This is a genomic window from Bordetella genomosp. 13 (genome assembly GCF_002119665.1).
GTDB lineage: Bacteria > Pseudomonadota > Gammaproteobacteria > Burkholderiales > Burkholderiaceae_B > Bordetella.
In genome coordinates this window covers 1810122-1832906 of record NZ_CP021111.1, presented here as the reverse complement: position 1 = coordinate 1832906, position 22785 = coordinate 1810122, and the positions used below count along the sequence as shown (strand labels likewise).

General features: G+C 68.4%; 16 protein-coding genes. 7 read left to right on the top strand and 9 right to left on the bottom strand.

Annotated features, from left to right (window positions below; genetic code table 11):
• Positions 1-14: 14 nt before the first annotated feature.
• Entirely contained in the window at positions 15-1862 is a 1848-nt protein-coding gene (locus CAL15_RS08185) for a dipeptide ABC transporter ATP-binding protein (protein ID WP_086078129.1), read from the top strand.
• 31 nt (positions 1863-1893) lie between these two features.
• Here the strand turns inward: CAL15_RS08185 and CAL15_RS08180 are convergent, their stop codons facing one another.
• On the bottom strand, positions 1894-2598 hold the full coding sequence (locus CAL15_RS08180) for a LysE family translocator (protein WP_086078128.1): 705 nt from the start codon (positions 2596-2598) through the stop codon (positions 1894-1896).
• Positions 2599-2840: 242 nt separating this feature from the next.
• Between CAL15_RS08180 and CAL15_RS08175 the strand changes: the two genes are divergently transcribed.
• A complete protein-coding gene (locus CAL15_RS08175; RefSeq protein WP_086078127.1) occupies positions 2841-3374 on the top strand; it encodes a YaeQ family protein in 534 nt (177 codons plus the stop codon).
• Positions 3375-3404: 30 nt separating this feature from the next.
• Here CAL15_RS08175 and CAL15_RS08170 read toward each other — a convergent pair whose 3' ends face one another.
• Positions 3405-5318 (bottom strand): B12-binding domain-containing radical SAM protein, encoded by a 1914-nt coding sequence (locus CAL15_RS08170; RefSeq protein WP_198299176.1) that lies wholly within the window; start codon positions 5316-5318, stop codon positions 3405-3407.
• A gap of 83 nt (positions 5319-5401) precedes the next feature.
• Complete coding sequence (locus CAL15_RS08165; RefSeq protein ID WP_086078126.1) at positions 5402-6022, bottom strand: chorismate--pyruvate lyase family protein; 621 nt, start codon at positions 6020-6022, stop codon at positions 5402-5404.
• A 115-nt stretch (positions 6023-6137) separates the two neighbouring features.
• Between CAL15_RS08165 and CAL15_RS08160 the strand changes: the two genes are divergently transcribed.
• From CAL15_RS08160 to CAL15_RS08145, 4 genes are all read left to right on the top strand, one after another.
• Positions 6138-6869, top strand: a complete 732-nt coding sequence (locus tag CAL15_RS08160; protein ID WP_086078125.1) for a pseudouridine synthase — start codon at positions 6138-6140, stop codon at positions 6867-6869.
• A gap of 369 nt (positions 6870-7238) precedes the next feature.
• The gene (locus CAL15_RS08155) at positions 7239-8444 is read left to right on the top strand and encodes an efflux RND transporter periplasmic adaptor subunit (RefSeq protein WP_086078124.1); all 1206 of its coding nucleotides are present in this window, start codon (positions 7239-7241) and stop codon (positions 8442-8444) included.
• Between the two features lie 12 nt (positions 8445-8456).
• A complete protein-coding gene (locus CAL15_RS08150) occupies positions 8457-11624 on the top strand; it encodes an efflux RND transporter permease subunit (RefSeq protein WP_086078123.1) in 3168 nt (1055 codons plus the stop codon).
• A complete protein-coding gene (locus CAL15_RS08145) occupies positions 11624-13108 on the top strand; it encodes an efflux transporter outer membrane subunit (protein ID WP_086080993.1) in 1485 nt (494 codons plus the stop codon). Before CAL15_RS08150 ends, CAL15_RS08145 begins: the two co-directional genes overlap by 1 nt.
• A gap of 98 nt (positions 13109-13206) precedes the next feature.
• Here CAL15_RS08145 and CAL15_RS08140 read toward each other — a convergent pair whose 3' ends face one another.
• The 6 genes from CAL15_RS08140 to CAL15_RS08115 form a co-directional block, all read right to left on the bottom strand.
• Positions 13207-13458 (bottom strand): GlsB/YeaQ/YmgE family stress response membrane protein, encoded by a 252-nt coding sequence (locus CAL15_RS08140; RefSeq protein WP_086078122.1) that lies wholly within the window; start codon positions 13456-13458, stop codon positions 13207-13209.
• Between the two features lie 99 nt (positions 13459-13557).
• Positions 13558-14172, bottom strand: coding sequence for an SCO family protein (locus CAL15_RS08135; RefSeq protein WP_086078121.1), 615 nt, complete (start codon positions 14170-14172; stop codon positions 13558-13560).
• Positions 14173-14318: 146 nt separating this feature from the next.
• Positions 14319-16388, bottom strand: a complete 2070-nt coding sequence (locus CAL15_RS08130; protein ID WP_086078120.1) for a M3 family metallopeptidase — start codon at positions 16386-16388, stop codon at positions 14319-14321.
• Positions 16389-16552: 164 nt separating this feature from the next.
• A complete protein-coding gene (gene folD, locus CAL15_RS08125) occupies positions 16553-17413 on the bottom strand; it encodes a bifunctional methylenetetrahydrofolate dehydrogenase/methenyltetrahydrofolate cyclohydrolase FolD (RefSeq protein WP_086078119.1) in 861 nt (286 codons plus the stop codon).
• Positions 17410-18036: a response regulator transcription factor gene (locus tag CAL15_RS08120; RefSeq protein ID WP_086078118.1), complete on the bottom strand. Its 627-nt coding sequence runs from the start codon at positions 18034-18036 to the stop codon at positions 17410-17412. Before CAL15_RS08120 ends, folD begins: the two co-directional genes overlap by 4 nt.
• Entirely contained in the window at positions 18033-19784 is a 1752-nt protein-coding gene (locus CAL15_RS08115; protein ID WP_086080992.1) for a PAS domain-containing sensor histidine kinase, read from the bottom strand. The genes CAL15_RS08120 and CAL15_RS08115 overlap by 4 nt, the downstream gene beginning before the upstream one ends.
• A 289-nt stretch (positions 19785-20073) precedes the next feature.
• Here CAL15_RS08115 and aceE point away from each other — a divergent pair, with 289 nt between their 5' ends.
• Positions 20074-22779, top strand: coding sequence for a pyruvate dehydrogenase (acetyl-transferring), homodimeric type (aceE, locus tag CAL15_RS08110; RefSeq protein ID WP_086078117.1), 2706 nt, complete (start codon positions 20074-20076; stop codon positions 22777-22779).
• Positions 22780-22785: the final 6 nt, after the last annotated feature.

Here is a 22785-nt window from a genome sequence, read left to right as displayed (position 1 = left end):
GCAAGATGGCAAGCATGGACAACAGGCGCGTGGTGCAGGTGGATGGCCTGACAGTGCGCTTCAACACTCCGTCGCGCGTGGTAGAAGCCGTGCGCGACGTCTCCTTCCACGTCGACCGCGGCGAGACCCTGGCCATCGTGGGCGAATCGGGCTCGGGCAAGTCGGTGACCTCGCTGTCGCTGATGCGCCTGGTCGAGTATGGCGGCGGCAGGATCGCCTCGGGCAGCATGCAGCTGCGGCGCCGCAATGGCGAAGCGTTCGACCTGGCGCGCGCTGACGAGTCGGCCTTGCAGCGCGTGCGCGGCGCCGACGTCGCCATGATCTTCCAGGAGCCGATGACCTCGCTGAACCCCAGCTTCACCGCCGGGGCGCAGATCGCCGAAGCGCTGCAACTGCACCAGGGGCTGGACGCCGCCGGCGCGCGCGCCGAGGCGCTGCGCATGCTCGAGCGCGTGCGCATTCCCGAGGCGCGCGCCATCCTCGACCGCTATCCGCACCAGTTGTCGGGCGGCATGCGCCAGCGCGTGATGATCGCGATGGCGCTGTCGTGCAAGCCGCAATTGCTGATCGCGGACGAGCCCACCACGGCGCTGGACGTGACCATCCAGGCGCAGATCCTGCAGCTGATCCGCCAGCTCCAGGAAGAGATGGACATGGGCGTGATCTTCATCACGCACGACATGGGCGTGGTGGCCGAGGTGGCCGACCGCGTGCTGGTCATGTATCGCGGCGAGAAGCTCGAAGAGGGCGCGTCGGACGCCATCTTCGCCGAGCCGCGGCACCCCTACACGCGCGCGCTGCTGTCGGCGGTGCCGCGGCTGGGGGCCATGCGCGGCACCACGCAGCCCGCCCCATTTCCGCTCTTGCGCGTGGATGGCGGCGCCGAGCCCGTGGCCGCGGCCGAAGGCGCCAGCACGGTGCGCCACGACCAGGGGCCGCTGTTGAAGGTGCGCGGCCTGACCACGCGCTTCGACGTCGCCACCGGCATATTCGGGCGCGTGCACAAGCGCGTGCACGCGGTCGAGCAGGTGGACTTCGATCTCTATCCGGGCGAGACGCTGTCGCTGGTGGGCGAATCCGGCTGCGGCAAGACCACCACGGGACGCTCGCTGCTGCAGCTGGTCAAGAGCCAGGGCGGCAGCATCGAGTTCGACGGCCAGAACATCGGCTCGCTGCGCGGTTCGGCCATGCAGTCGCTGCGCCGGCACATCCAGTTCATCTTCCAGGACCCGTTCGCGTCGCTGGATCCGCGCATGACGGTGGGCTATTCCATCATGGAGCCGCTGCTGATCCACCGCGTGGCCAAGGGCCGCGAGGCGCAGGCGCGCGTGCGCTGGCTGATGGACAAGTGCGGGCTGCTGCCCGACATGATCGACCGCTATCCGCACGAGTTCTCGGGCGGCCAGCGGCAACGCATCAGCATCGCGCGGGCGCTGGCGCTGAACCCCAAGGTGGTGATCGCCGACGAGTCCGTGTCGGCGCTGGACGTGTCGATCCAGGCGCAGATCGTGAACCTGCTGCTGGACCTGCAGCGCGAACTCGGCGTGTCGTACCTGTTCATCTCGCACGACATGGCGGTGGTCGAGCGCGTCAGCCACCGCGTGGCGGTGATGTATCTGGGGCAGATCGTCGAGATCGGCCCCCGCCAGGCCATCTTCGAGAACCCGCAGCACCCCTACACCAAGAAGCTGATGGCCGCCGTGCCGATTGCCGATCCGCAGCGCCGGCATCGGCAGCGCTCGTTGCTGGTGGACGAGATTCCCAGCCCGGTGCGCAAGGTGGGCGACGAGCCGCTGGTGCGGCCCCTGGCCCAGGTGGGCGAGGGCCATTTCGTGGCCAGGCACGCGATCGGGGTGTATTGACCCAAGACCGCGCGTGGGCCGCGCCGCGGCCCTAGCGCCGCTCCAGCGCCAGGCGCAGGCCGAACGCGATGAACACCGCGCCGGTCAGGCGATCCAGCCCGCGAGCCACGGCCGGGCGCGCGAGCCAGCGGTTCAGGGGCATGGTAGCGGCGGCCAGCACGGCAAACCACGCCACGCCCAGCGCGGCGTGGATGGCCGCCAGCAGCAGGGTGAAGCCGAACACGTCCGCCCCCGCCGGCACGAACTGCGGCAGGAAGGTGACGTAGAACACGCCGATTTTCGGATTGAGCAGATTGGTCAGGCAGCCGCGCAAGAACCATTGCCGGGGCGACAGGGCGCGGCCATCGGCGCAGCCCGGCTTCACGGCCGTGGCGCCGGCGTCCCCGGCCTGCGCGGACCGCGCCGCCTGTACCTCCGAATCGCGTCCGCGTCCGGCACCTGGACGTGTCCGGCTGCGCCACAGCAGCTGCACCCCAAGGTAGCAAAGGTACAGCGCGCCGCCGATGCGCAGGATGTCATAGGCCAGCTCGGACGCCGCCAGCAGCGAACCCAGTCCAAAGGCCACCACCGCGCCCCACACCAGGCAGCCCGCGCTGATGCCCGCGCCCGCCAGCAGCGCGCGGCGCGGGCCTTCGCGCATGGCGGTGCGCAGCACCAGGGCGCTGTCCAGGCCGGGGGTGAGGGTGAGTACGATGGCGGCGGCGGTGAAGGCGAGCAGGGCGGCGAGCGGAGTCATGGCGATGGTGGTCGGTGTCGGGAGGTTCGCTGGCGTGGGCGGCCGGCCAGGCGTGGCTGGCCAGGCGCGGCCCGGCCAGGTGTGGCCCAGCCAAGCGTGGCCCGGCGCGTCCGCAAGCTTAACGCGCCCGGCGCGAGCCCGCGCGAACGGCGCCGCCCGCGCCGCCCCGCGATGGCAGGTATCATGCGGGTCGCCGCCGGCGGCATTCTCGTCCGGCATTCACGTTTTTCCGGTGTTCCCCCATGGCCCTGCGCGCAACCATCTACAAGGCCGACCTGCACGTCGCCGACAGCGATCGCCACTACTACGGCAGCCATTCGCTTACCATCGCCCGCCACCCGTCAGAGACGGACGAGCGCATGATGGTGCGCCTGCTGGCCTTCGCGCTGCACGGCGACGAGCGGCTGGCCTTCACCAAAGGGCTGAGCGAGACGGACGAGCCCGATGTCTGGCTCAAGGACCTCACCGACGACATCGAGTTGTGGATCGAGGTGGGCCAGCCCGACGAGCGCCGCGTCCTGAAGGCCTGCGGCCGCGCGCGCCAGGTCGTGGTGTACTGCTACGCCCATGCCAGCAAGCTGTGGTGGGACGGCGTGCGCAACAAGCTCGAACGCGCCCGCAACCTGCGCGTGGTCTACCTGCCGTCCGCGCAGACGCAGGCGCTGGGCGAACTGGCCCAGCGCACGATGAGCATGCACGTCAACGTGCAGGATGGCGAAGCCTACGTGTCCTGCGATGCCGGGCAGGTGACGGTGCAGCCGGAGACCTGGCGCTAGCCTGCTGACCGGCGCCGGCCCGGCGCCGCGCTAGCCGCGCTGTTCCAGCGCGCGGCTGATGCGGTGACGCGCCACGGTCGTGCGCGGCACCTTGAACGGAAACCAGCTGCGCACGTCCTCGTCCAGGCCGATGCCGTGCATGTAGTTGTAGATGGCCTTCTTCAGCGCGCGGCCCAGGGCATCATGGTCCACGCCCGTGGGATCGTGGAAACCGACGTCGTTCTTGGCGAAGGTGATGGGCGGCAGGGGCCGCAGCGTTACCCCGTACTCCTCGGGATGCTTGCCCACCGGCGAATGCACGGTGCAGGCAAAGCGGTGAAAGAACCCGCTTTGGATGCAGTCGTTGGCAAACAGCTGCCGCACATATTCCAGTGCGTCCACGGTGTCCTGCACCGTCTGCGTGGGAAAGCCGTACATCAGATAGGCGTGCACCAGGATCCCAGCGTCGGTGAAGGCGCGCGTCACGCGCGCCACCTGGTCCACCGAGACGCCTTTCTTCATCAGGTTCAACAGCCGGTCGGACGCCACCTCGAGTCCGCCCGACACGGCGATACAGCCGCTGTCGGCCAGCAGCTGGCACAGCTCGGGGCTGAACGTCTTTTCGAAGCGGATGTTGCCCCACCACGAGATGCCGGCGCCGCGTTCGATCAGTTCGGTCGCCAGCGCCTTCAGCGACTTCGGCGGCGCGGCCTCGTCGACGAAGTGAAAGCCCGTCTGTCCGGTCTCGCGCACGATGGCCTCGATGCGATCCGCCAGCACCTTGGCCGAGGCGCCCTCGTAGCGGCCGATATAGTCCAGGCTCACGTCGCAGAAGCTGCACTTCTTCCAATAGCAGCCGTGCGCCACGGTCAGCTTGTTCCAGCGCCCGTCGCTCCACAGGCGGTGCATCGGGTTCAGCATGTCCAGCAGCGACAGGTAGCGGTCCAGGGGCAGGCCGTCCCACGTCGGCGTGCCGACTTCTTCGAAGGCGACGTCGGGCTCGACCATGTTCACGTACCGTACCGCGCCGGTTTCCGGGTCGCGCAGGAACGTGCGCACCAGGCGCTGGCGCGACCGCTGGCTTTGCACGTGCTCCATCAGCGCCAGCAGGGGCCGCTCGCCGGCGTCCAGCGTGACATAGTCGAAGTAATCGAACACGCGCGGGTCTTTCAGTTCGCGCAACTCGGTGTTGACGAAGCCGCCGCCCAGCACGGTGACAATGCCGGGGTCCTGTTGCTTGATCGTCTGCGCGATACGGAAGGCGGCATACACGTTGCCCGGGAAGGGCACCGACAGCAGCACCATCGTGGGCGCATGGCGAGCCAGGGCCTCCACGGTCAGTCCGCGCAGCGTCTCGTCGACCAGGTTGGCCGGCGCCGCCAGGGCCTCTGCCAAGGGATCGAACGTGGGCTGGCTGCCGGCCAGCGATTCTGCGTAGCGCACGAACTCGAACCGTGCATCGATGGCGTCGCGCAGTACGTCGGCCAGGTCGTTCAGGTACAGGGTGGCCAGGTGCTTGGCCCGATCATGCAGGCCCAGCGCGCCGAATGCCCATCCCAGCGGATCGCCGCCTTCCTCGTCGATGTACACGTCCAGCGAGCGAAAGCGCGGGCCCTCGGGCAGATAGTTGCGTCCCGCGATGCGATGGGCCAAGGTCGAGTCGCGCCCCTGCAAAAATGCGATCGCGGGCTCGATGGTGGCCAGGTAGCGCGCCTGCTGCGCCACGAACGCCTGCACCGATGGGCTGTGTCGGCCGGCTGGCAGCGCGGCGACACGCTCGGCTACGGCCCGCAGCCCGTCCGCCGACAACAGCCGCAGTACCAGCGCGAGCGCCAGATCTTCCTGGAACGACGCGACCCCGCGCGAACGCAGGAAGCCGGTAAGGTAGGCGGTGGAGGGATAGGGCGTATTCAGCTGCGTCATCGGCGGAATGACGGACAGCACGCGCAAAGGCAAGGCGCACATGAAACTCGGCCGGACTGTGGCAGGCCGGGCGCGGTAAGGGATCCAGGGCCGGTAATTATAGGCAGGACGCCCCGGCCCGCCTCTTACCGCCGCCGCGCCGCGCCGCCCGCGTCCCAGGCTTGCTGCCCGACCGCCTCGGGTCTGGCCGCGGCGGCCGCCCAGAAGCCCGGCATGAAGCACTCGGTGACCAGCAGCGGCTGGCCCGCGCGCCAGAACGCCGAACGGCGCGCCCACAGCCCGGCGCTCTCCCGCGTGTCCGCCGGCAGCACGTTGCGCGCCGGGCCGCGCAGCGCCACGCCGCGTTTCACCGTGCTGCATGCGAAGGCCGAGCGGCGGATGCCGCGGTCGTGATACAGCATGTCCGCCAGCGGCCGCGTGCGCAGCCGGCGCATGCCTTGCCAAACGCCGTGCGAGGCTTGCAAAGGCGTCAGGCTGCGCGCCATCACCGCGTCGACGCCGTCGACGGACATCACGATCTCCCGCACCCAGACGGGCGTACCGGGCGCCAGGCCCATGCCGTGCGCCTCGTCGGGCGGCACGCCTTGCGCGTACTCGCCCAGCACGCGCAACCGGAAGGCGCCCAGGGCGCGCAGTCCGGCAGTGAGGGCGCCAGGCCGCGCCAGCCAGGTTTTGACCAGGGGAGGCGCCGACGGGGCAGGCGCGGCATGCCAGCCGAGGCTGCTGGTGGGGCAGGGAATCTTCATGGGCCGCTATTATGCCAAGCCGCCGCGTGGGCCGGCGTCGCCGGTCCACGCAGGCTTTCCGGCCCGGCCCTCGCGCGGCCGGCCCGCGGCCTGAACGGGCCTACAATACCGCCCCATGGAAAAAGTGCGCATCTCCAAGCTGATGTCCGAGCGCGGTCTCTGTTCGCGGCGCGAGGCCGACGCCTACATCGAGCGCGGCTGGGTGCGGGTGGACGGCGAGGTGGTGTCCGAGCTGGGCGCGCGCGCCTATCCGAATCAGGTCATCACGCTCGAGCGCGCCGCGCAGGCCCGCCAGACCGCGCGCGTCACCGTGCTGCTGAACAAGCCGGTGGGCTACGTGTCCGGACAGGCCGAGAAGGGCTACACGCCGGCGGTGGCGCTGGTGCAGGCCGCGTCCCGCTACGCCGGCGACCGCTCGCCTCGGCGTTTCGAACGCTCCCACCTGATCGGGCTGGCCGCCGCCGGGCGGCTGGACATCGATTCGCAGGGCCTGCTGGTGCTGACCCAGGACGGTCGCATCGCCAAGATGTTGATCGGCGAAGACTCGTCGGTCGAGAAGGAATACCTGGTGCGCGTGCAGGGCCGGCTCACCGAGAACGGCCTGGCGCTGCTGAACCACGGCTTGTCCCTGGACGGCAAGGCGTTGCGGCCCGCGCAAGTGCGCTGGCAGAACGCCGACCAGCTGCGCTTCGTGCTGCGCGAAGGCAAGAAGCGGCAGATCCGTCGCATGTGCGAAATGGTCGGGCTGAAGGTGATCGGCCTGAAGCGCGTGCGTATCGGCGGCGTGTCGCTGGGCGATCTACCGCCCGGCCAATGGCGCTATCTGCGCGACGACGAGCGCTTCTAGCCGGCCGCCGCGGCTCGTTTACTTACAGCAACACCTATTTCAGCGCGTTTCTCCGCGTTTGAACGGCCCGGCCGCGGCGTTATCCTGCCCGGCTGCGGATGTGCGCCGGCGGGAACTCCCGCCGGTTTCTTCGGGTCAAGCGTTGTGCTGCACCGCGTCGCAGAGGTCGCCAGCCCGCGTGTCGCGCCCCATTGTCCCGTCACTGGAACACTGTTTTCGCCAGGGGTTTGTTGGTTCCGTCCCGATAATGGCGCACAATGGCGGTTTTTTGCGCCGCAGCATACCGCTGCTGCGGGCAGTACGAAGTCAACTCTCCCAGCCAGCCGGCAACGGCGGGCGTGGTGTGTCAATGTTCCGGGAATGCAAGGTATGAACAAGAACAATCTGGTCTCGCGTGGCGCCAGCGCGCTGGTCGTCACCGCGTTGGCGTTCGGGCTGGCCGCGTGCGGCAAGCAGGACGCGCCGCAACAGGCTCAGGCCGCCAAGCCGCAAGTCGGCGTGGTCACGCTCAAGACGCAGCCCGTTTCCTTGTTCACCGAGTTGCCCGGCCGCACCTCCGCCTTCCGCAGCGCCGAGGTCCGCCCGCAGGTCAACGGCATTCTGCAGAAGCGCCTGTTCACGGAAGGCGGCGAGGTCAAGGCTCGCCAGCAGCTCTACCAGATCGATCCCGCGCTATACCAGGCCGAGTTCGACAGCCGCAAGGCGGCGCTGGCGCGCGCCGAGGCCCAGGCTCGCACGGCCAGCCTGCTGGTGCAGCGCTACAAGCCGCTGGCCGAGACGCGCGCGGTCAGCCGCCAGACCTACGACGACGCCGTGGCCGCGCGCGACCAGGCGGCCGCCGACGTGCTGGCGGCCAAGGCAGCGCTGGACACCGCCCGCATCAATCTGGTCTACACCAAGGTCCTGTCGCCCATCGACGGCATCATCGGCCGCTCGGCGGTCACCGAAGGCGCGCTGGTTACGGCCAACCAGACCACGCCCATCGCCACGGTGCAGCAGATCGACCCCATCTACGTCGACGTCACGCAGTCCAGCGTGCAGCTGCTGCGCCTGAAGAGCGCGCTGGCCGAGGGCATGCTCAAGCAGAGCGGCGGCGAGCAGGCGGCCGAGGTCACGCTGACGCTCGAGGACGGCACGCGCTACGCGCAGACCGGCAAGCTGCAGTTCTCCGAGGTCACCGTCGACCCCTCCACCGGATCGGTCGTGGTGCGCGCCGTATTCCCCAACCCCGACCGCAAGCTGCTGCCCGGCATGTACGTGCGCGCGCGCTTGTCCGAGGGCGTGGCGCCCGAGGGCCTGCTGGTGCCGCAGCGCGGCGTCACGCGCAACCAGCGCGGCCAGCCGACGGCGCTGGTGGTCAACGCCGAGAACAAGGTCGAGCTGCGCCTGCTCAAGGCCGACCGGGCCGTGGGGGATCAGTGGCTGGTCACCGACGGCCTGTCGGCCGGCGAGAAGGTCGTGGTCGAAGGGCTGCAACAGGTACGACCGGGCATCGAGGTGGCGGCTTCCGAATGGACCCCGCCGGCCCAGCCCGGCCAGGCGCAAGCCGCCCAATCCGCCCCTCAAGCGAAGTAACGGAGCCTGCGCATGGCCAAGTTTTTCATCGACAGGCCCGTCTTCGCCTGGGTCATCGCCATCGTGCTGATGCTGGCGGGCGCGCTGTCCATCCTGTCTCTGCCCGTCGCCCAGTACCCCAACATCGCGCCGCCTTCCATCGCGGTGCAGGTCACGTACCCCGGCGCCTCCGCGCAGACGGTGCAGGACACCGTGGTGCAGGTCATCGAGCAGCAGATGAACGGCCTGGACGGGCTGCAGTACATCTCGTCCGAGAGCAATTCCGATGGCAGCATGACCATCACGCTGACCTTCGCGCAAGGCACCAGCCCCGACATCGCGCAGGTGCAGGTGCAGAACAAGCTGGCGGTGGCGCAGCCTTTGCTGCCGCTGGAAGTGCAGCAGCAGGGCATCCGCATCACCAAGGCCACCAAGAACTTCCTGATCGTGGCCGGCTTCGTGTCCAGCAATCCCGACTTCGGCCGGGCGGACATCGCCGACTACGTGGCGTCCTACGTGCAGGACCCGATCAGCCGCACGTCGGGCGTGGGCGACTTCCAGCTGTTCGGCTCGTCGTACGCCATGCGCATCTGGATCGATCCGGACAAGCTGGTGAACTATAGCCTGACGGCTCCCGACGTCACGCAGGCGATCGAAGAGCAGAACGTGCAGGTGTCCTCGGGCCAGGTCGGCGGCCTGCCGGCGCTGCGCGGGCAGCAGCTCAACGCCACCGTCGTCGGCCCGTCGCGCCTGCAGACGCCCGAAGAGTTCGGCCGCATCCTGCTCAAGGTCAATCCCGACGGCTCGCGCGTGCGCCTGGCCGACGTCGCCCGCATCGAGCTCGGTCCGCAGACGTACGCCATCGACAGCACCTACAACGGCCGCCCGGCCGCGGGCCTGGCCATCAAGCTGGCGCCCGGCGCCAACGCGCTGGACACAGCGGACAACGTGCGCGCCACGATCGACCGCCTCAAGCCGTTCTTCCCGCCCGGCATGGACGTGGTCTATCCGTACGACACCACGCCGTTCGTGACGCTGTCGATCGAGGGCGTGATCCACACGCTCTTCGAGGCCATCATCCTGGTGTTCCTGGTGATGTACCTGTTCCTGCAGAACCTGCGGGCGACGCTGGTGCCGACGCTGGCCGTGCCGGTGGTGCTGCTCGGCACCTTCGGCGTGCTGGCCGCCTTCGGGTACTCCATCAACACGCTGACCATGTTCGGCATGGTGCTGGCCATCGGCCTGCTGGTGGACGATGCCATCGTGGTGGTCGAGAACGTCGAGCGGGTCATGGAGGAAGAGGGCCTGTCGCCCAAGCAGGCCACCCGCAAGTCCATGGACCAGATCACCGGCGCCCTGGTGGGCATCGCCATGGTGCTGTCGGCGGTGTTCGTGCCCATGGCGTTCTTCGGCGGCTCCACCGGCGTCATCTACCGGCAGTTCTCCATCACCATCGTGTCCTCGATGGTGCTGTCCGTCATCGTGGCCATCGTCTTCACGCCGGCCCTGTGCGCCACCATGCTCAAGAAGCCCAGCCACGGCCCGCGCAAGGGGTTCTTCGGCTGGTTCAACCGGCATTTCGACCGCGCCAGCCACGGCTATGCGAACTCGGTGTCGCGCAGCCTGGGGCGCGGCAAGCGGCTGCTGCTCATCTACGCGCTCATCCTCGTCGGCATGGCGTGGCTGTTCACGCGCATTCCCACGGCCTTCCTGCCCGAGGAAGACCAGGGCATTCTGTTCGCCCAGGTGCAGGCGCCTCCCGGCGCCACCACCGAGCGCACCCGCCAGACCATCGACCAGGCGCTGAAGTACTTCCTGGAGCAGGAAAAGGACAGCGTGCAGTCAGTGTTCATGGTGTCCGGCTTCAACTTCGGCGGTCGCGGCCAGAACGCGGCCATCATGTTCGTGCGCCTGCGCGACTGGGAAGAGCGCACGACCGACGAGCAGCGCGCGCCGGCCGTGGCCGCGCGCGCCAACGCCGCGTTCGCCAAGACCCTGCGCGACGCGCAGATCGCGGTGTTCGCGCCGCCCGCGGTGCTCGAGCTGGGCAACGCGTCGGGCTTCGACTTCCAGCTGATGGACCAGGCCGGCCTGGGCCACGAGAAGCTGCTCGAGGCCCGCAACAAGCTGCTGGGCGAGGCCCGCCAGAGCCCGCTGCTGGCGGCGGTGCGGCCCAACGGCATCGAGGACGCGCCGCAGTATCAACTGAACATCGACCGCGAGAAGGCGCGCACGCTGGGAGTGTCGATCGCGTCGATCAACCAGACGCTGTCCACCGCGTGGGGCGGCTCGTACGTCAACGACTTCATCGACCGCGGCCGTGTGAAGAAGGTGTTCGTGCAGGGCGATGCCTCGGCGCGCATGCTGCCCGAAGACCTGCAGAAGTGGTACGTGCGCAACGCGGAGGGCCAGATGGTGCCGTTCTCGGCCTTCGCCACGGCGGAATGGACCTATGGTCCGCAGAAGCTCAACCGCTACAACGGCGTGCCCTCGTACAACATCCAGGGCCAGGCGGCGCCCGGCTACAGCTCGGGCGAGGCCATGGCTGAGATGGAGCGCATCGCGCGCACGCTGCCGGCCGGCATCGGCTTCGAATGGACGGGCCTGTCGTTCGAGGAACGCCTGGCGGGCGCGCAGGCGCCGGCGCTCTACGCCATCTCGCTGATCGTGGTGTTCCTGTGCCTGGCCGCGCTGTATGAAAGCTGGAGCATTCCGACCGCGGTGATGCTGGTGGTGCCGCTGGGCGTGGTGGGCGCGCTGCTGGCCACCTTGCTGCGCGGGCTGTCCAACGACGTGTACTTCCAGGTGGGGCTGTTGACCACAGTGGGCCTGACGGCGAAGAACGCGATTCTCATCGTCGAGTTCGCCAAGGAGCACTTCGAAAGAGGGGCCAGCCTGGCCGAGGCCGCGGTGCATGCCGCGCGCCAGCGCCTGCGGCCCATCCTGATGACGTCGCTGGCTTTCATCCTGGGCGTGGTGCCGCTGGCCATTTCCACCGGCGCGGGCTCGGGCAGCCAGAACGCCATCGGCACCGGCGTGATCGGCGGCATGCTGACCGGCACCTTCCTGGCCATCTTCTTCGTACCCCTGTTCTTCGTCATGATGCTGCGTCTATTCCGGGTCAAGCGCCAGAGCGAAAGCGAGGAGGCGCACGACGCTCACGGCCGTCCGGCCGACACCTCCACCGGAGGCCACGCATGATGCGGTTCGCCCTCAAGCCTCTGTCGTCCATGGCGCTGGCGGCCGCCCTCGCGGGCTGCTCCCTGGCACCCACTTACGAACGTCCCGCCGCGCCGGTGGACGCTGCCTATCCCACCGGCCCGGCGTACGACCGGCAGGCCGGGCAGGGCACGCCCGTGCAGGGCGCCGCGGCCGACGTGGGTTGGCGCGATTTCTTCCGCGATCCGGTGCTGCAGCGGCTGATCGAGCTGTCGCTAGCCGACAACCGCGACCTGCGCGTGGCCGCGCTGAACGTCGAGGTGGCGCGCGCGCAGTACCGCATCGAGCGCGCCGACCTGCTGCCGGGCCTCGGGGTGGCGGGCACGGCGCAGGCCCAGCGCACGCCGGGCGACCTGACCCAGTCGGGCAACGCCGCCACCAGCCGCAGCTACCAGGTGGGCCTGGCCACCACGGCGTGGGAACTGGACCTGTTCGGCCGCATCCGCAGCCTCAGCGAACAGGCGCTGCAGACTTACCTGGCGCAGGACGAGACCCGCATCGCCACGCAACTCGCCCTGATCGCGGAAACGGCCAACGCCTATCTGACGCTGCGCGCCGACCAGGAACTGCTGGGCCTGACCCGCGATACGTTCAAGGCCCAGAAAGAGTCATACGACCTGACCCGCCAGAGCTACGACCTGGGCGTGGCCACCGACCTCGACCTGAGCCAGGCCGAGATCTCGCTGCGCACCGCCGAAGCAAATCTGTCGCAGTACACGCGGCAGGTGGCGCAGGACCGCAACGCGCTGGTGCTGCTCATCGGCCAGCCGCTGCCCGCCGACGTGGCGGCGCAGCTGGACCAGGTGCGCCCGCTGCCCGACGACGTGCTGCCGCTGGATCTGCCGGCCGGCCTGCCGTCCGACCTGCTGGTGCGCCGTCCCGACATCCGGGCCGCCGAGCACCTGCTGCAGGGCGCCAACGCCAACATCGGCGCGGCGCGCGCGGCGTTCTTTCCCAGCATCAGCCTGACCGGCAGCATAGGCACGGCCAGCGCCAGCCTGGGCGGCCTGTTCGATTCGGGCTCGGGAGCCTGGAGCTTCGCGCCCCAGATCACCACGCCCATCTTCGCCGGCGGCTCGCTGCTGGCCGGGCTGGACGTGGCCAAGCTGCAGAAGCGCATCGAGATCGCGCGCTACGAGCAGGCCATCCAGGCCGGCTTCCGCGAAGTGGCCGACGCGCTGGCCGGACGCGGCACGCTGGACGAGCAGATCCGCTCGCAGCGGCTGCTGGTGGACGCCAGCCAGCGCGCCTACACGGTGTCGCGGCAGCGCTTCGACCAGGGCATCGACAACTACCTGACGGTGCTGGATTCGCAGCGTTCGCTGTACTCGGCGCAGCAGACCCTGATCAATACGCGCCTGGCGCGGCTGTCCAACCTGATCGCGCTGTACCGGGCGCTGGGCGGGGGCTGGACCGAGCACACCGTCGCCACGCAGCCCGCCGCCGCGCAGGCGGGGCAGGGCTGAGGGCGGCGCCGCGCACGCGCCAGCGCCGCGCGAGCGCCCAGCAAAAAGGCCGGCAGTTCAGCGAACTGCCGGCCTTTCTTTTCGCGCCTTGCCGAGCGTCAGACGCGCTTGCGGGTGACCAGGCCCACGACGAACAGCACGATGATCGCGCCCACCACCGAGGCGATCCAGCCCGCGGGCTCGCCCGGCTGGTACCAGCCCAGCGACTGGCCGAGGAAACCGGCCACCACTGCACCCACGATGCCCAGGAGGGTGGTCATGATGATGCCCATGCTCTGATTGCCCGGCATGATGGCCCGTGCGATCAGCCCCACGACAAAACCAACGATGATCATGATGATGATGCTCATGCGCTCACTCCTAGGGTGGAAATATGGGGCCATGATACTGACACCACCCTCGCGGCGGCTGTAACAACACGTGCCGGTCGGGTACAAGACCCGGCGCGCTCAGTCGGCGGAGGCCAGCAGGCGCTTGAGGTCGCCGGTGACGGCGGCGACGCTGTCGGTGTCCGAAGCCAGCAGGCGAGCCTTGCCCCGGCCGTCGAAGATGTAGACGCCGCGGCTGTGCGTGACCTCGTATGTGTCGGGCGCGTCGCCCGGCCGGGGCTTTTCGATCTGGTAGGCCACGCGGTAGCGCCGCGCCAGGTCGGCGATCTGCTTCTCCGTGCCCGTCAGGCCCACGGCCTGCTTGTTGAACGCATCGACATAGGCCTGCAGCATGTCCGGCGTGTCGCGGTGCGGGTCGACGCTGACGAACACGATGCGCACGCGGTCGGCCTGGTCGCCCAGTTGTTGCACCACCGCGGACAGCTGCGCCATGGTCGTGGGGCAGATGTCGGGGCAGCTGGCATAGCCGAAAAACAGCAGCACCGCCTTGCCGCGCATGTCATCGCTGGATACCGTTTTGCCGCCGGCGCCGGCGAGTTTGAACTGCAGATCGGGCAGGTGCCCGCGCACGTTGTACAGCGACCAGTCTTCCGAGCGTTCGCTGCAGGCGGCCAGCAATACGCACAGGCCCAGCAGCAGGGCGCGCCATGGACGTGCTGAAAAGAGTTGCGGCATGGTGTCTGGCCGCCGCGCCCCGAGGCGCGGCCTAGTCGGTGTCGGGAAGGTCGGGCAAGCGAAGATTCTACCGCCGCCGCACTGCACCGATGGATCCGGATCAAACGGCGGCGATGAACGCCATCCGTTCCGGCGGGCGGCGTGCCTCAGGCCGCCGCGACCGCCTCGGCCGCCATGCCGCTGTGGCGCAGCAGCGCGTCGATGCTGGGCTCGCGGCCGCGGAAGGCGCGGAACGAGTCCGCCGCGGGGCGCGCGCCGCCCACCGCCAGGATCTCGCGGCGGAACCGCGCGCCCGTGGCGGCGTCCAGCGTGCCGGCGCCGCGGTTCGCCGCTTCCTCGAAGGCCGCGTAGGCGTCGGCCGACAGCACCTCGGCCCACTTGTAGCTGTAGTAGCCAGCCCCGTAGCCGCCCGCGAACAGGTGCGAGAAGCTGTGCGGCAGGCGATGCCACGCCGGCGGATGCAGCACCGCCACCTCGCGGCGCACCTGCTGCAGCAGGTCCAGCACGCTGCCGATGGGCGTGGCCTGCGCATGGGCATGCAGCAGCATGTCGAACAGCGCGAACTCGATCTGGCGCACTGTCTGCATGCCGCTCTGGAAATTGCGGGCCGCCAGCAGGCGGTCGTACAGGTCGCGGGGCAGGGGTTCGCCGCTGTCGACGTGCGCCGACAGTTGCTGCACCACCGACCATTCCCAGCAGAAGTTCTCCATGAACTGCGAGGGCAGCTCGATGGCGTCCCATTCGACGCTGGAGAACGCGGAGGCGCCCGGCTCGTCCACCTCGGACAGCAACGCATGCAGGGCGTGGCCGGTTTCGTGGAAGAGGGTGATGACGTCATCGTGCGTCAGCAGCGCCGGCTTGCCGCCGTTGGGGCGCGCGAAGTTGCAGGTCAGATAGGCCACCGGCGTCTGCAGCCGGCCGCCGGCCAGGCGGCGCGTACGCTCGCTGTCCACCCAGGCGCCGCTCTGCTTGCCCGAGCGGGCGTACATGTCCAGGTACAGGTGGCCCACCAGGGCGCCGGCGGTCGTCTCGACCTGCACGCCCCGCACGTCGGCATGCCAGGCCGATACCGGCACCTCGCGCAGGCGTACGTCGAACAGTTTCTCGATCACCTGGAACAGCCCCGACAGCACGCGCGGCTCGGTGAAGTACTGCTTGATTTCGTCCTCGGAGTAGGCATAGCGCGACTCGCGCAGCCGCTCGGAGGCAAACGGCACGTCCCAGGGCTGCAGGTCGTCCATGCCCAGCTCGCCGGCGGCATACGCGCGCAGTTCGGCCAGGTCGCGCTGGGCAAAGGGGCGGGCGCGGGCAGCGAGGTCGCGCAGGAACGTGGTGACCTCGTCGGCGCTGCGCGCCATGCGGGTCTGCAGCCGCAGCGCCGCGAAATGATCGTAGCCCAGCAGCGACGCCTCTTCGGCGCGCAGGGCCAGCAGTTCCTCGATGAGGGGCGAATTGTCCAGTTCGGCGGCGCCCTGTTCCGAAGCCACCGTGCCATAGGCGCGGTACAGCGTCGCCCGCAGTTCGCGGTCGCGCGCATACTGCATCACCGGCAGATAGCACGGCATTTTCAGCGTCAGCTTCCAGCCGGGCTTGCCGTCGGCCTCGGCCGCCTGGCGCGCGGCGTCGAGCACGTCGGCCGGCAGGCCGGCCAGGCGCGCCTCGTCCTCGATGTACAGCGCCCAGGCGTCCACCGCGTCCAGCACGTTCTCGGAGAACTTCTGCGACACCTGCGCCTCGCGCTCGGAATTCTGCGCATAACGCTCGCGCGCCTCGCCCTGCAGCTCGACGCCGCTCAGGCGGAAGTCGCGCAGCGCCAGCTCGACCACACGCCGGCGCACCGGGGACCAGGCCGCGAAGCCAGGCGCGTCGTGCAGGCGCTGGTACTGCCGGTACAGCCCTTCATGCAGGCCCACCCAGGTCGAGAACTCGGTGACCTTCGGCAGCGCGGCGTTGTAGGCCTCGCGCAGTTCGGGCGTGTTGACCACGGCATTCAGGTGCCCGGCTACCGACCAGGCGCGCCACAGCCGCTCCGTGGCGCCGTCCAGCGGCTCGACCACCGCTTCCCATGTGGCGGGCAGGTCTGCCGAGGCAGCCCGTTCGACGGCCTGTCGTGCGATCTCCAGCAGCTCGTCGACCGCCGGCACGATGTGCGCGGGCGTGACGCTGGCATAGTCGACCAGGTCGGAAACGGGAGCGAGCAGGGGATTGGTAATCATCGCGGCCTCAAGGGGGCTAGGAAAATGGGCGGAAGAATAGGAAGCAGATGGGGACTGACGCGCGCGCTGCAAGGTGGGCGCGCAGATCCTCTACAAGAAAGAATGCGCCGGCCGCATCGGCCGGCGCACGATTGCTGCGAGGCCTGTGCGGCCCGGCGTGGCCCTCAGCCGCGCTGGCCGGCCGCGCGTTCCGCGGCTTCCAGGGTGTTGACCAGCAGCATGGCGATGGTCATGGGGCCCACGCCGCCCGGTACCGGGGTGATGGCGCCCGCCACTTGGCTGGCAGAAGCGAAGTCCACGTCGCCGCGCAGCTTGCCGTCCTCGCCGCGGTTGATGCCCACGTCGATCACCACCGCGCCCGGCTTGATCATGTCGCCCGTCACCATGCCGGCACGGCCCGTGGCCACCACGAGCACGTCGGCGCGGCGCGTGTGCGCGGCCAGGTCGCGGGTCTTGGAGTTGCACAGCGTGACCGTGGCGCCGGCCTGCAGCAGCAGCATGGCCATCGGCTTGCCGACGATGTTGCTGGCGCCGACCACCACGGCTTCGGCGCCGCGCAGCGCCACGCCTTCGGATTCGAGCATCTTCATCACGCCGTACGGCGTGCAGGGGCGGAACAGCGGCTGGCCCGTCATGAGCAGGCCCGCGTTGCTGATGTGAAAGCCGTCCACGTCCTTCTCGGACGCAATGGCCTCGATGACCTTGTGCGAGCTCATGTGCGCGGGCAGCGGCAGCTGCACCAGGATGCCATGGATGGAGGGGTCGCGGTTCAGCGCGTCGATGCGCGCCAGCAGCTCGGCCTCGGTCATGTCGGCCGGGTACTGCTCTTTGACGGAATGCAGGCCGGCCTTTTCGCAGGCCGCCACCTTGTTGCGCACGTAGACCTGCGATGCGGGGTCTTCGCCTACCAGCACGACCGCCAGCCCGGGGCGCATGCCGCGCTCGCTCAGGTTGCGGGCGCGTTGCGCGACTTCGTCGCGGATGCGTGCGGAAAGGGCATTGCCATCAATGATGCGTGCGGTCATGCATGAGCCTCGGGTTTCGCCAGCGCGACCTTCATCAGGTCGGCGACGGTAGTGACTTCCAGTTTTTCCATGATGTTGGCGCGGTGCGCCTCGACGGTCTTGATGCTGATGCCGAGGTCGTCGGCGATCTGCTTGTTCAGGCGCCCGGCGACGATGCGCTCGAGCACCTGCTGTTCGCGCGCCGTCAGGCGCGCCAGCATGGCTTCGTGATCCTTCTGCGCCTGGAACTTGCTGACGCGCTGCACCGCCTGCTCGAGCATGCGGGCCACGATCTCGCGCAGGTCGGCCTCGTTGAAGGGTTTTTCCAGGAAGTCGACCGCTCCCTTCTTCATGGTGGACACGGCCATGGGCACGTCGCCGTGGCCGGTGATGAAGACGATGGGCAGGGGGGCATTGCGGGCGAGCAGCTGCTCCTGCAGTTCCAGGCCGCTCATGCCCGGCATGCGCACGTCGGCGATCAGCACGCCGACCTGGCTGGCGTCGTATTCGTCCAGGAAGGTCTCGGCGCTGGAGTAGGCCCGCACGCGGTAGCCGTTGGCTTCCAGCAGCCAGCGCAGCGAGTCGCGGACGGCCTCGTCGTCGTCAACAATGAATACCGTGCTCGACAGGTGTGGGGTGTTCATGCGGGCAACTCCTCGGACTGTTCATTGACTGTTTGCGTTTGTGGCGCAGCACAGGGCAAGGTAAACCGGAAGATGGTCCCCCCGGCCGGATTCGGGTCGGCCCACAGGCGACCGTGGTGCGATTCGATAATGGTACGGCATATGTTCAGCCCCATCCCCAGGCCTTGGGACTTAGTGCTGAAGAAGGGTTCGAACAGGCGTTCGGGCTCGGCCAGGCCGTGGCCGCGGTCCACCACGGCCACCTCGATGTGCTGTTCGTGCACGATCACCGCCACCTTGAGTTCGTCGGAGTCGCTCTTTTCCATGGCCTCCAGCCCGTTCTTCAGCAGGTTCAGCAGCACCTGCTCGATGAGGATGGGGTCGGCCAGCACCTCGGGCGCGTTGGAAGGCACGAAGCTGTCGATGCGGATGCGGCGCTTGCGGGCGTCGATCTCGGCGAAGCCGATGGCGTTGTCGACGATGCTGCGGATGGCCACGCGCTGGCGGCGCGGCTCGCTGCGCTTCACGAATTCGCGGATGCGGCTGATGATCTTGCCGGCGCGCTCGGCCTGCGAGGCCGCTTTTTCAAGCGCCGGCAGCAGCATGTTGGGACTGGTGTGGCCCGCCTTGACCAGCGCCACCGCGCCCATGCTGTAGTTGGCGATGGCCGTGAGCGGCTGGTTCAGCTCGTGCGCCAGCGAAGACGCCATCTCGCCCATGGTGGTGAGGCGGCTGGTCAGCTGGATCTTCTCCTGCTGCACGCGCGACGCTTCTTCGTGGTCGCGCCGCTCGGTGATGTCGCGCGCCACCTGCATGCGCACGCGCCGGCCATCCGTCCAGGCCAGCATGCGGTGGTGCACTTCGAACCAGCGCTGCACCGAGGGCGAGAACACCTCGACCGATTCGTCGGTGAAGCGGCCGCGCCGGCCCGCCAGCAACTCGTCGTGCCCGCCGGTCTGCGCGCCGAACACCCGCCGGTAGGTGCGGTTGGCGAACAGCAGTTCCAGTCCGTCGTGCGTGTCGGCCGTGACCGAGATGGCGTCGTCCAGGCCTTCCAGCACCGTCATGAACCGCTCGTGCGCGGCGGTCAGCGCTTCGCGGATGCGCTTGGACTCGGTGATGTCGGTCATGGAGGTCATCCAGCCGATCTGGTTGCCATTGGGATCGAGCAGGGGCGACACGTACATGCGCGCGGTGAAGCGCGAGCCGTCGCGGCGCTGCGCCTCGACCTCGAGCCCGCTGCTGGGCGTCTTGCCCGACAGCAGGACGTCGAGAGTATGCTGGTGCTGCTCGTGGCGTCCGGGCACCCAGTACGGAAAGGGCGGGCTGCGGCCGATCAGGTCTGCCTCGTTCCAGCCGATCATGCGGCAGAAGGCCGGGTTCACATAGGCGATGCGGCCTTCCATGTCGAGCACGCGCATGCCGGTGGACATGGAGTTTTCCATGGCGCGGCGAAAGCCCGTCTCGGCGATCAGGGCCGCCTCGGCCTCGGAACGGAAGCCGGTATAGCGCCACAGCATCAGCAGGCTGATGATGATGACGCACGACAGCGCAAGCACTACCCAGATCAGGCGCTGCTGGCGCAGCTCCTGGTCGATGGTGACGAACATCACGCTGTCGTCGTGGATGCGCTGCAGCCAGAAGAACACGCCCATCACGCACATGTACAGAATGAGCACGACGACGGGCGTCAACCAGTACAGCCCACGCCGCCGCAGGCGGGCATGGTCGTGGAACGACACCGATATATTGGGTTTGGCGCTGGACATGAATTCTTTGCGTGAATGCGGCATTTTAGTGCGGGTTCGCGGCGCCCCGGTACGCGGCAGAACGCAGTTGCGCGCAAACTGGTTCTATTTTCACATTACGAAATGCCGTACCGCAACATGAAATTTTCCTTGCGACAGGGTAGGCTTGTTCCTAGAATGCCGGTTTTTGGCAAGTCCGAGGCAGGGCGCTGCCCGTGTACCCCACGGCGCCACAAGCCCTGCCCGCAGCCACGTCGCGCCGGGCCGTATCGGTCCGGACGCGCTCCGAACCCCCCACAGGAGACAGACGATGTCCTCTCACGCCCAGGCCGGCGCCCTAGCCGCCGCCAACGACGACGATACCCTCGAGACCCAGGAATGGCTGGAAGCGCTGGCCGCGGTGCTGGATCGCGAAGGCCCTGAGCGTGCCCATTATCTGCTCGAGCGCCTGATCGACCTGGCGCGCCGCTCGGGGGCACACATCCCGTTCTCGCCGAACACCGCGTACGTCAACACCATCCCCGTGGGCCTGCAGCCTGCGCATCCTGGCAACCTCGAACTCGAAGCGCGCATCCGCTCGTACGTGCGCTGGAACGCCATGGCCATGGTGGTCAAGGCCAACAAGCACAATCCGCCCGATGGCGGCGACCTGGGCGGCCACATCGCCTCGTTCGCCTCGCTGGCCACCATGATCGGCTGCGGCCAGAATCACTTCTGGCACGCCGAGAGCGAAGACCACGGCGGCGACCTGGTCTACTTCCAGGGCCACTCGTCGCCCGGCGTCTATGGCCGCGCCTACCTCGAAGGCCGCCTGACCACCGAGCAGCTCGACAACTTCCGCCAGGAAGTCGACGGCAAGGGGCTCTCGTCGTATCCGCATCCCAAGCTGATGCCCGACTTCTGGCAGTTCCCCACCGTGTCCATGGGCCTGGGCCCGCTGATGGCCATCTACCAGGCGCGCTTCCTGAAGTACCTGCACGCCCGCGGCATCGCCGACACCGCCAAGCGCAAGGTGTGGGTGTTCTGCGGCGACGGCGAGATGGACGAACCCGAATCGCTGGGCGCCATCGCCCTGGCCGCGCGCGAGAAGCTCGACAACCTGATCTTCGTCATCAACTGCAACCTGCAGCGCCTGGACGGGCCGGTGCGCGGCAACGGCAAGATCATCCAGGAACTCGAGGGCGATTTCCGCGGCTCGGGCTGGAACGTCGTCAAGCTGATCTGGGGCGGCTACTGGGATCCGCTGCTGGCCGCCGACAAGGAAGGCATCCTGCGCCGCGTGATGGAAGAGAGCGTCGACGGCGAGTACCAGGCTTACAAGGCCAACGACGGCAAGTTCGTGCGCGAGCACTTCTTCGGCAAGCATCCCAAGCTGCTCGAGATGGTCGCCCGCATGAGCGACGAGGACGTATGGCGCCTGAACCGCGGCGGCCACGATCCGCACAAGGTCTACGCGGCCTTCCAGGCGGCCGCCACCCATACCGGCCAGCCCACCGTCATCCTGGCCAAAACCATCAAGGGCTATGGCATGGGCCACGTCGGCCAGGCCAAGAACCCCACGCACCAGCAGAAAAAGCTCGAGCTCGAAGCCATCCGCGAGTTCCGCGACCGCTTCGCCATTCCCATCCCGGACGACCAGCTCGAGAAGGTGCCGTACTTCAAGCCGGCCGAGGATTCGCCCGAGATGAAGTACATGCACGAACGCCGCAAGGCCCTGGGCGGCTACCTGCCCAAGCGCCGTGAAAAGGCCGACGAGCAGCTCAAGGTGCCGACGCTGGACGCCTTCAAGGCCGTGCTCGAGCCCACTCCCGAAGGCCGCGAAATCTCGACCACGCAGGCCTTCGTGCGCGTGTTCAACACCATCCTGCGCGACAAGCAGATCGGTTCGCGCGCGGTGCCCATCCTGGCCGACGAATCGCGCACGTTCGGCATGGAAGGCCTGTTCCGCCAGATCGGCATCTATGCGCCCGAAGGGCAGAAGTACGTGCCGGTCGACAAGGACCAGGTCATGTACTACAAGGAGTCGGTCGACGGCCAACTGCTGCAGGAAGGCATCAACGAAGCGGGCGCCATGAGCTCGTGGATCGCGGCGGCCACGTCGTACTCCACGAACAACCGCATCATGATCCCGTTCTTCATCTACTACTCGATGTTCGGGTTCCAGCGCATCGGCGACCTGGCCTGGGCCGCCGGCGACATGCAGGCGCGCGGCTTCCTGCTGGGCGGCACCGCGGGGCGCACCACGCTCAACGGCGAAGGCCTGCAGCACGAGGACGGCCACAGCCACATCCTGTCGTCCACCATCCCGAATTGCGTGTCGTACGACCCGACGTTCGCGCACGAGCTGGCCGTCATCGTCCAGCACGGCTTGAAGCGCATGGTCGAAGACCAGGAGAACGTGTACTACTACCTGACCGTGATGAACGAGAACTACCCGCAGCCCGGCCTCACGCCCGGTGACGAGGAAGGCATCATCCGCGGCATGTACAAGCTGAAGTCGCACGGCAAGGGCAAGAACCGCGTCCAGCTGATGGGCTCGGGCACCATCCTGCGCGAAGTGCTGGCCGCGCAGGATCTGCTGGAAGCCGACTGGGGCGTCGCCTCCGACGTCTGGAGCGTCACCAGCTTCACCGAGCTGCGCCGCAACGGCCTGGACGCCGACCGCCACAACCTGCTGAATCCGGAAGCCGAGCCGCAGAAGGCCTACGTCACGCAACAGCTGGAAGGCACCGAAGGCCCCGTCATCGCGTCCACCGACTACATGAAGCTGTTCGCCGACCAGATCCGTCCGTTCGTGCCGGCCGGCCGCGCGTACCGCGTGCTGGGCACCGATGGCTTCGGCCGTTCGGATTTCCGCAGCAAGCTGCGCGAGCACTTCGAGGTTGATCGCCACTTCGTGGTGCTGGCGGCGCTGCGCGCCCTGGCCGACGAAGGCAAGGTGCCCGCCGCCAAGGTCTCCGAGGCCATCAAGAAGTACGGCATCAATCCCGCCAAAGCCAACCCGCAATACGCCTGAGGGGTA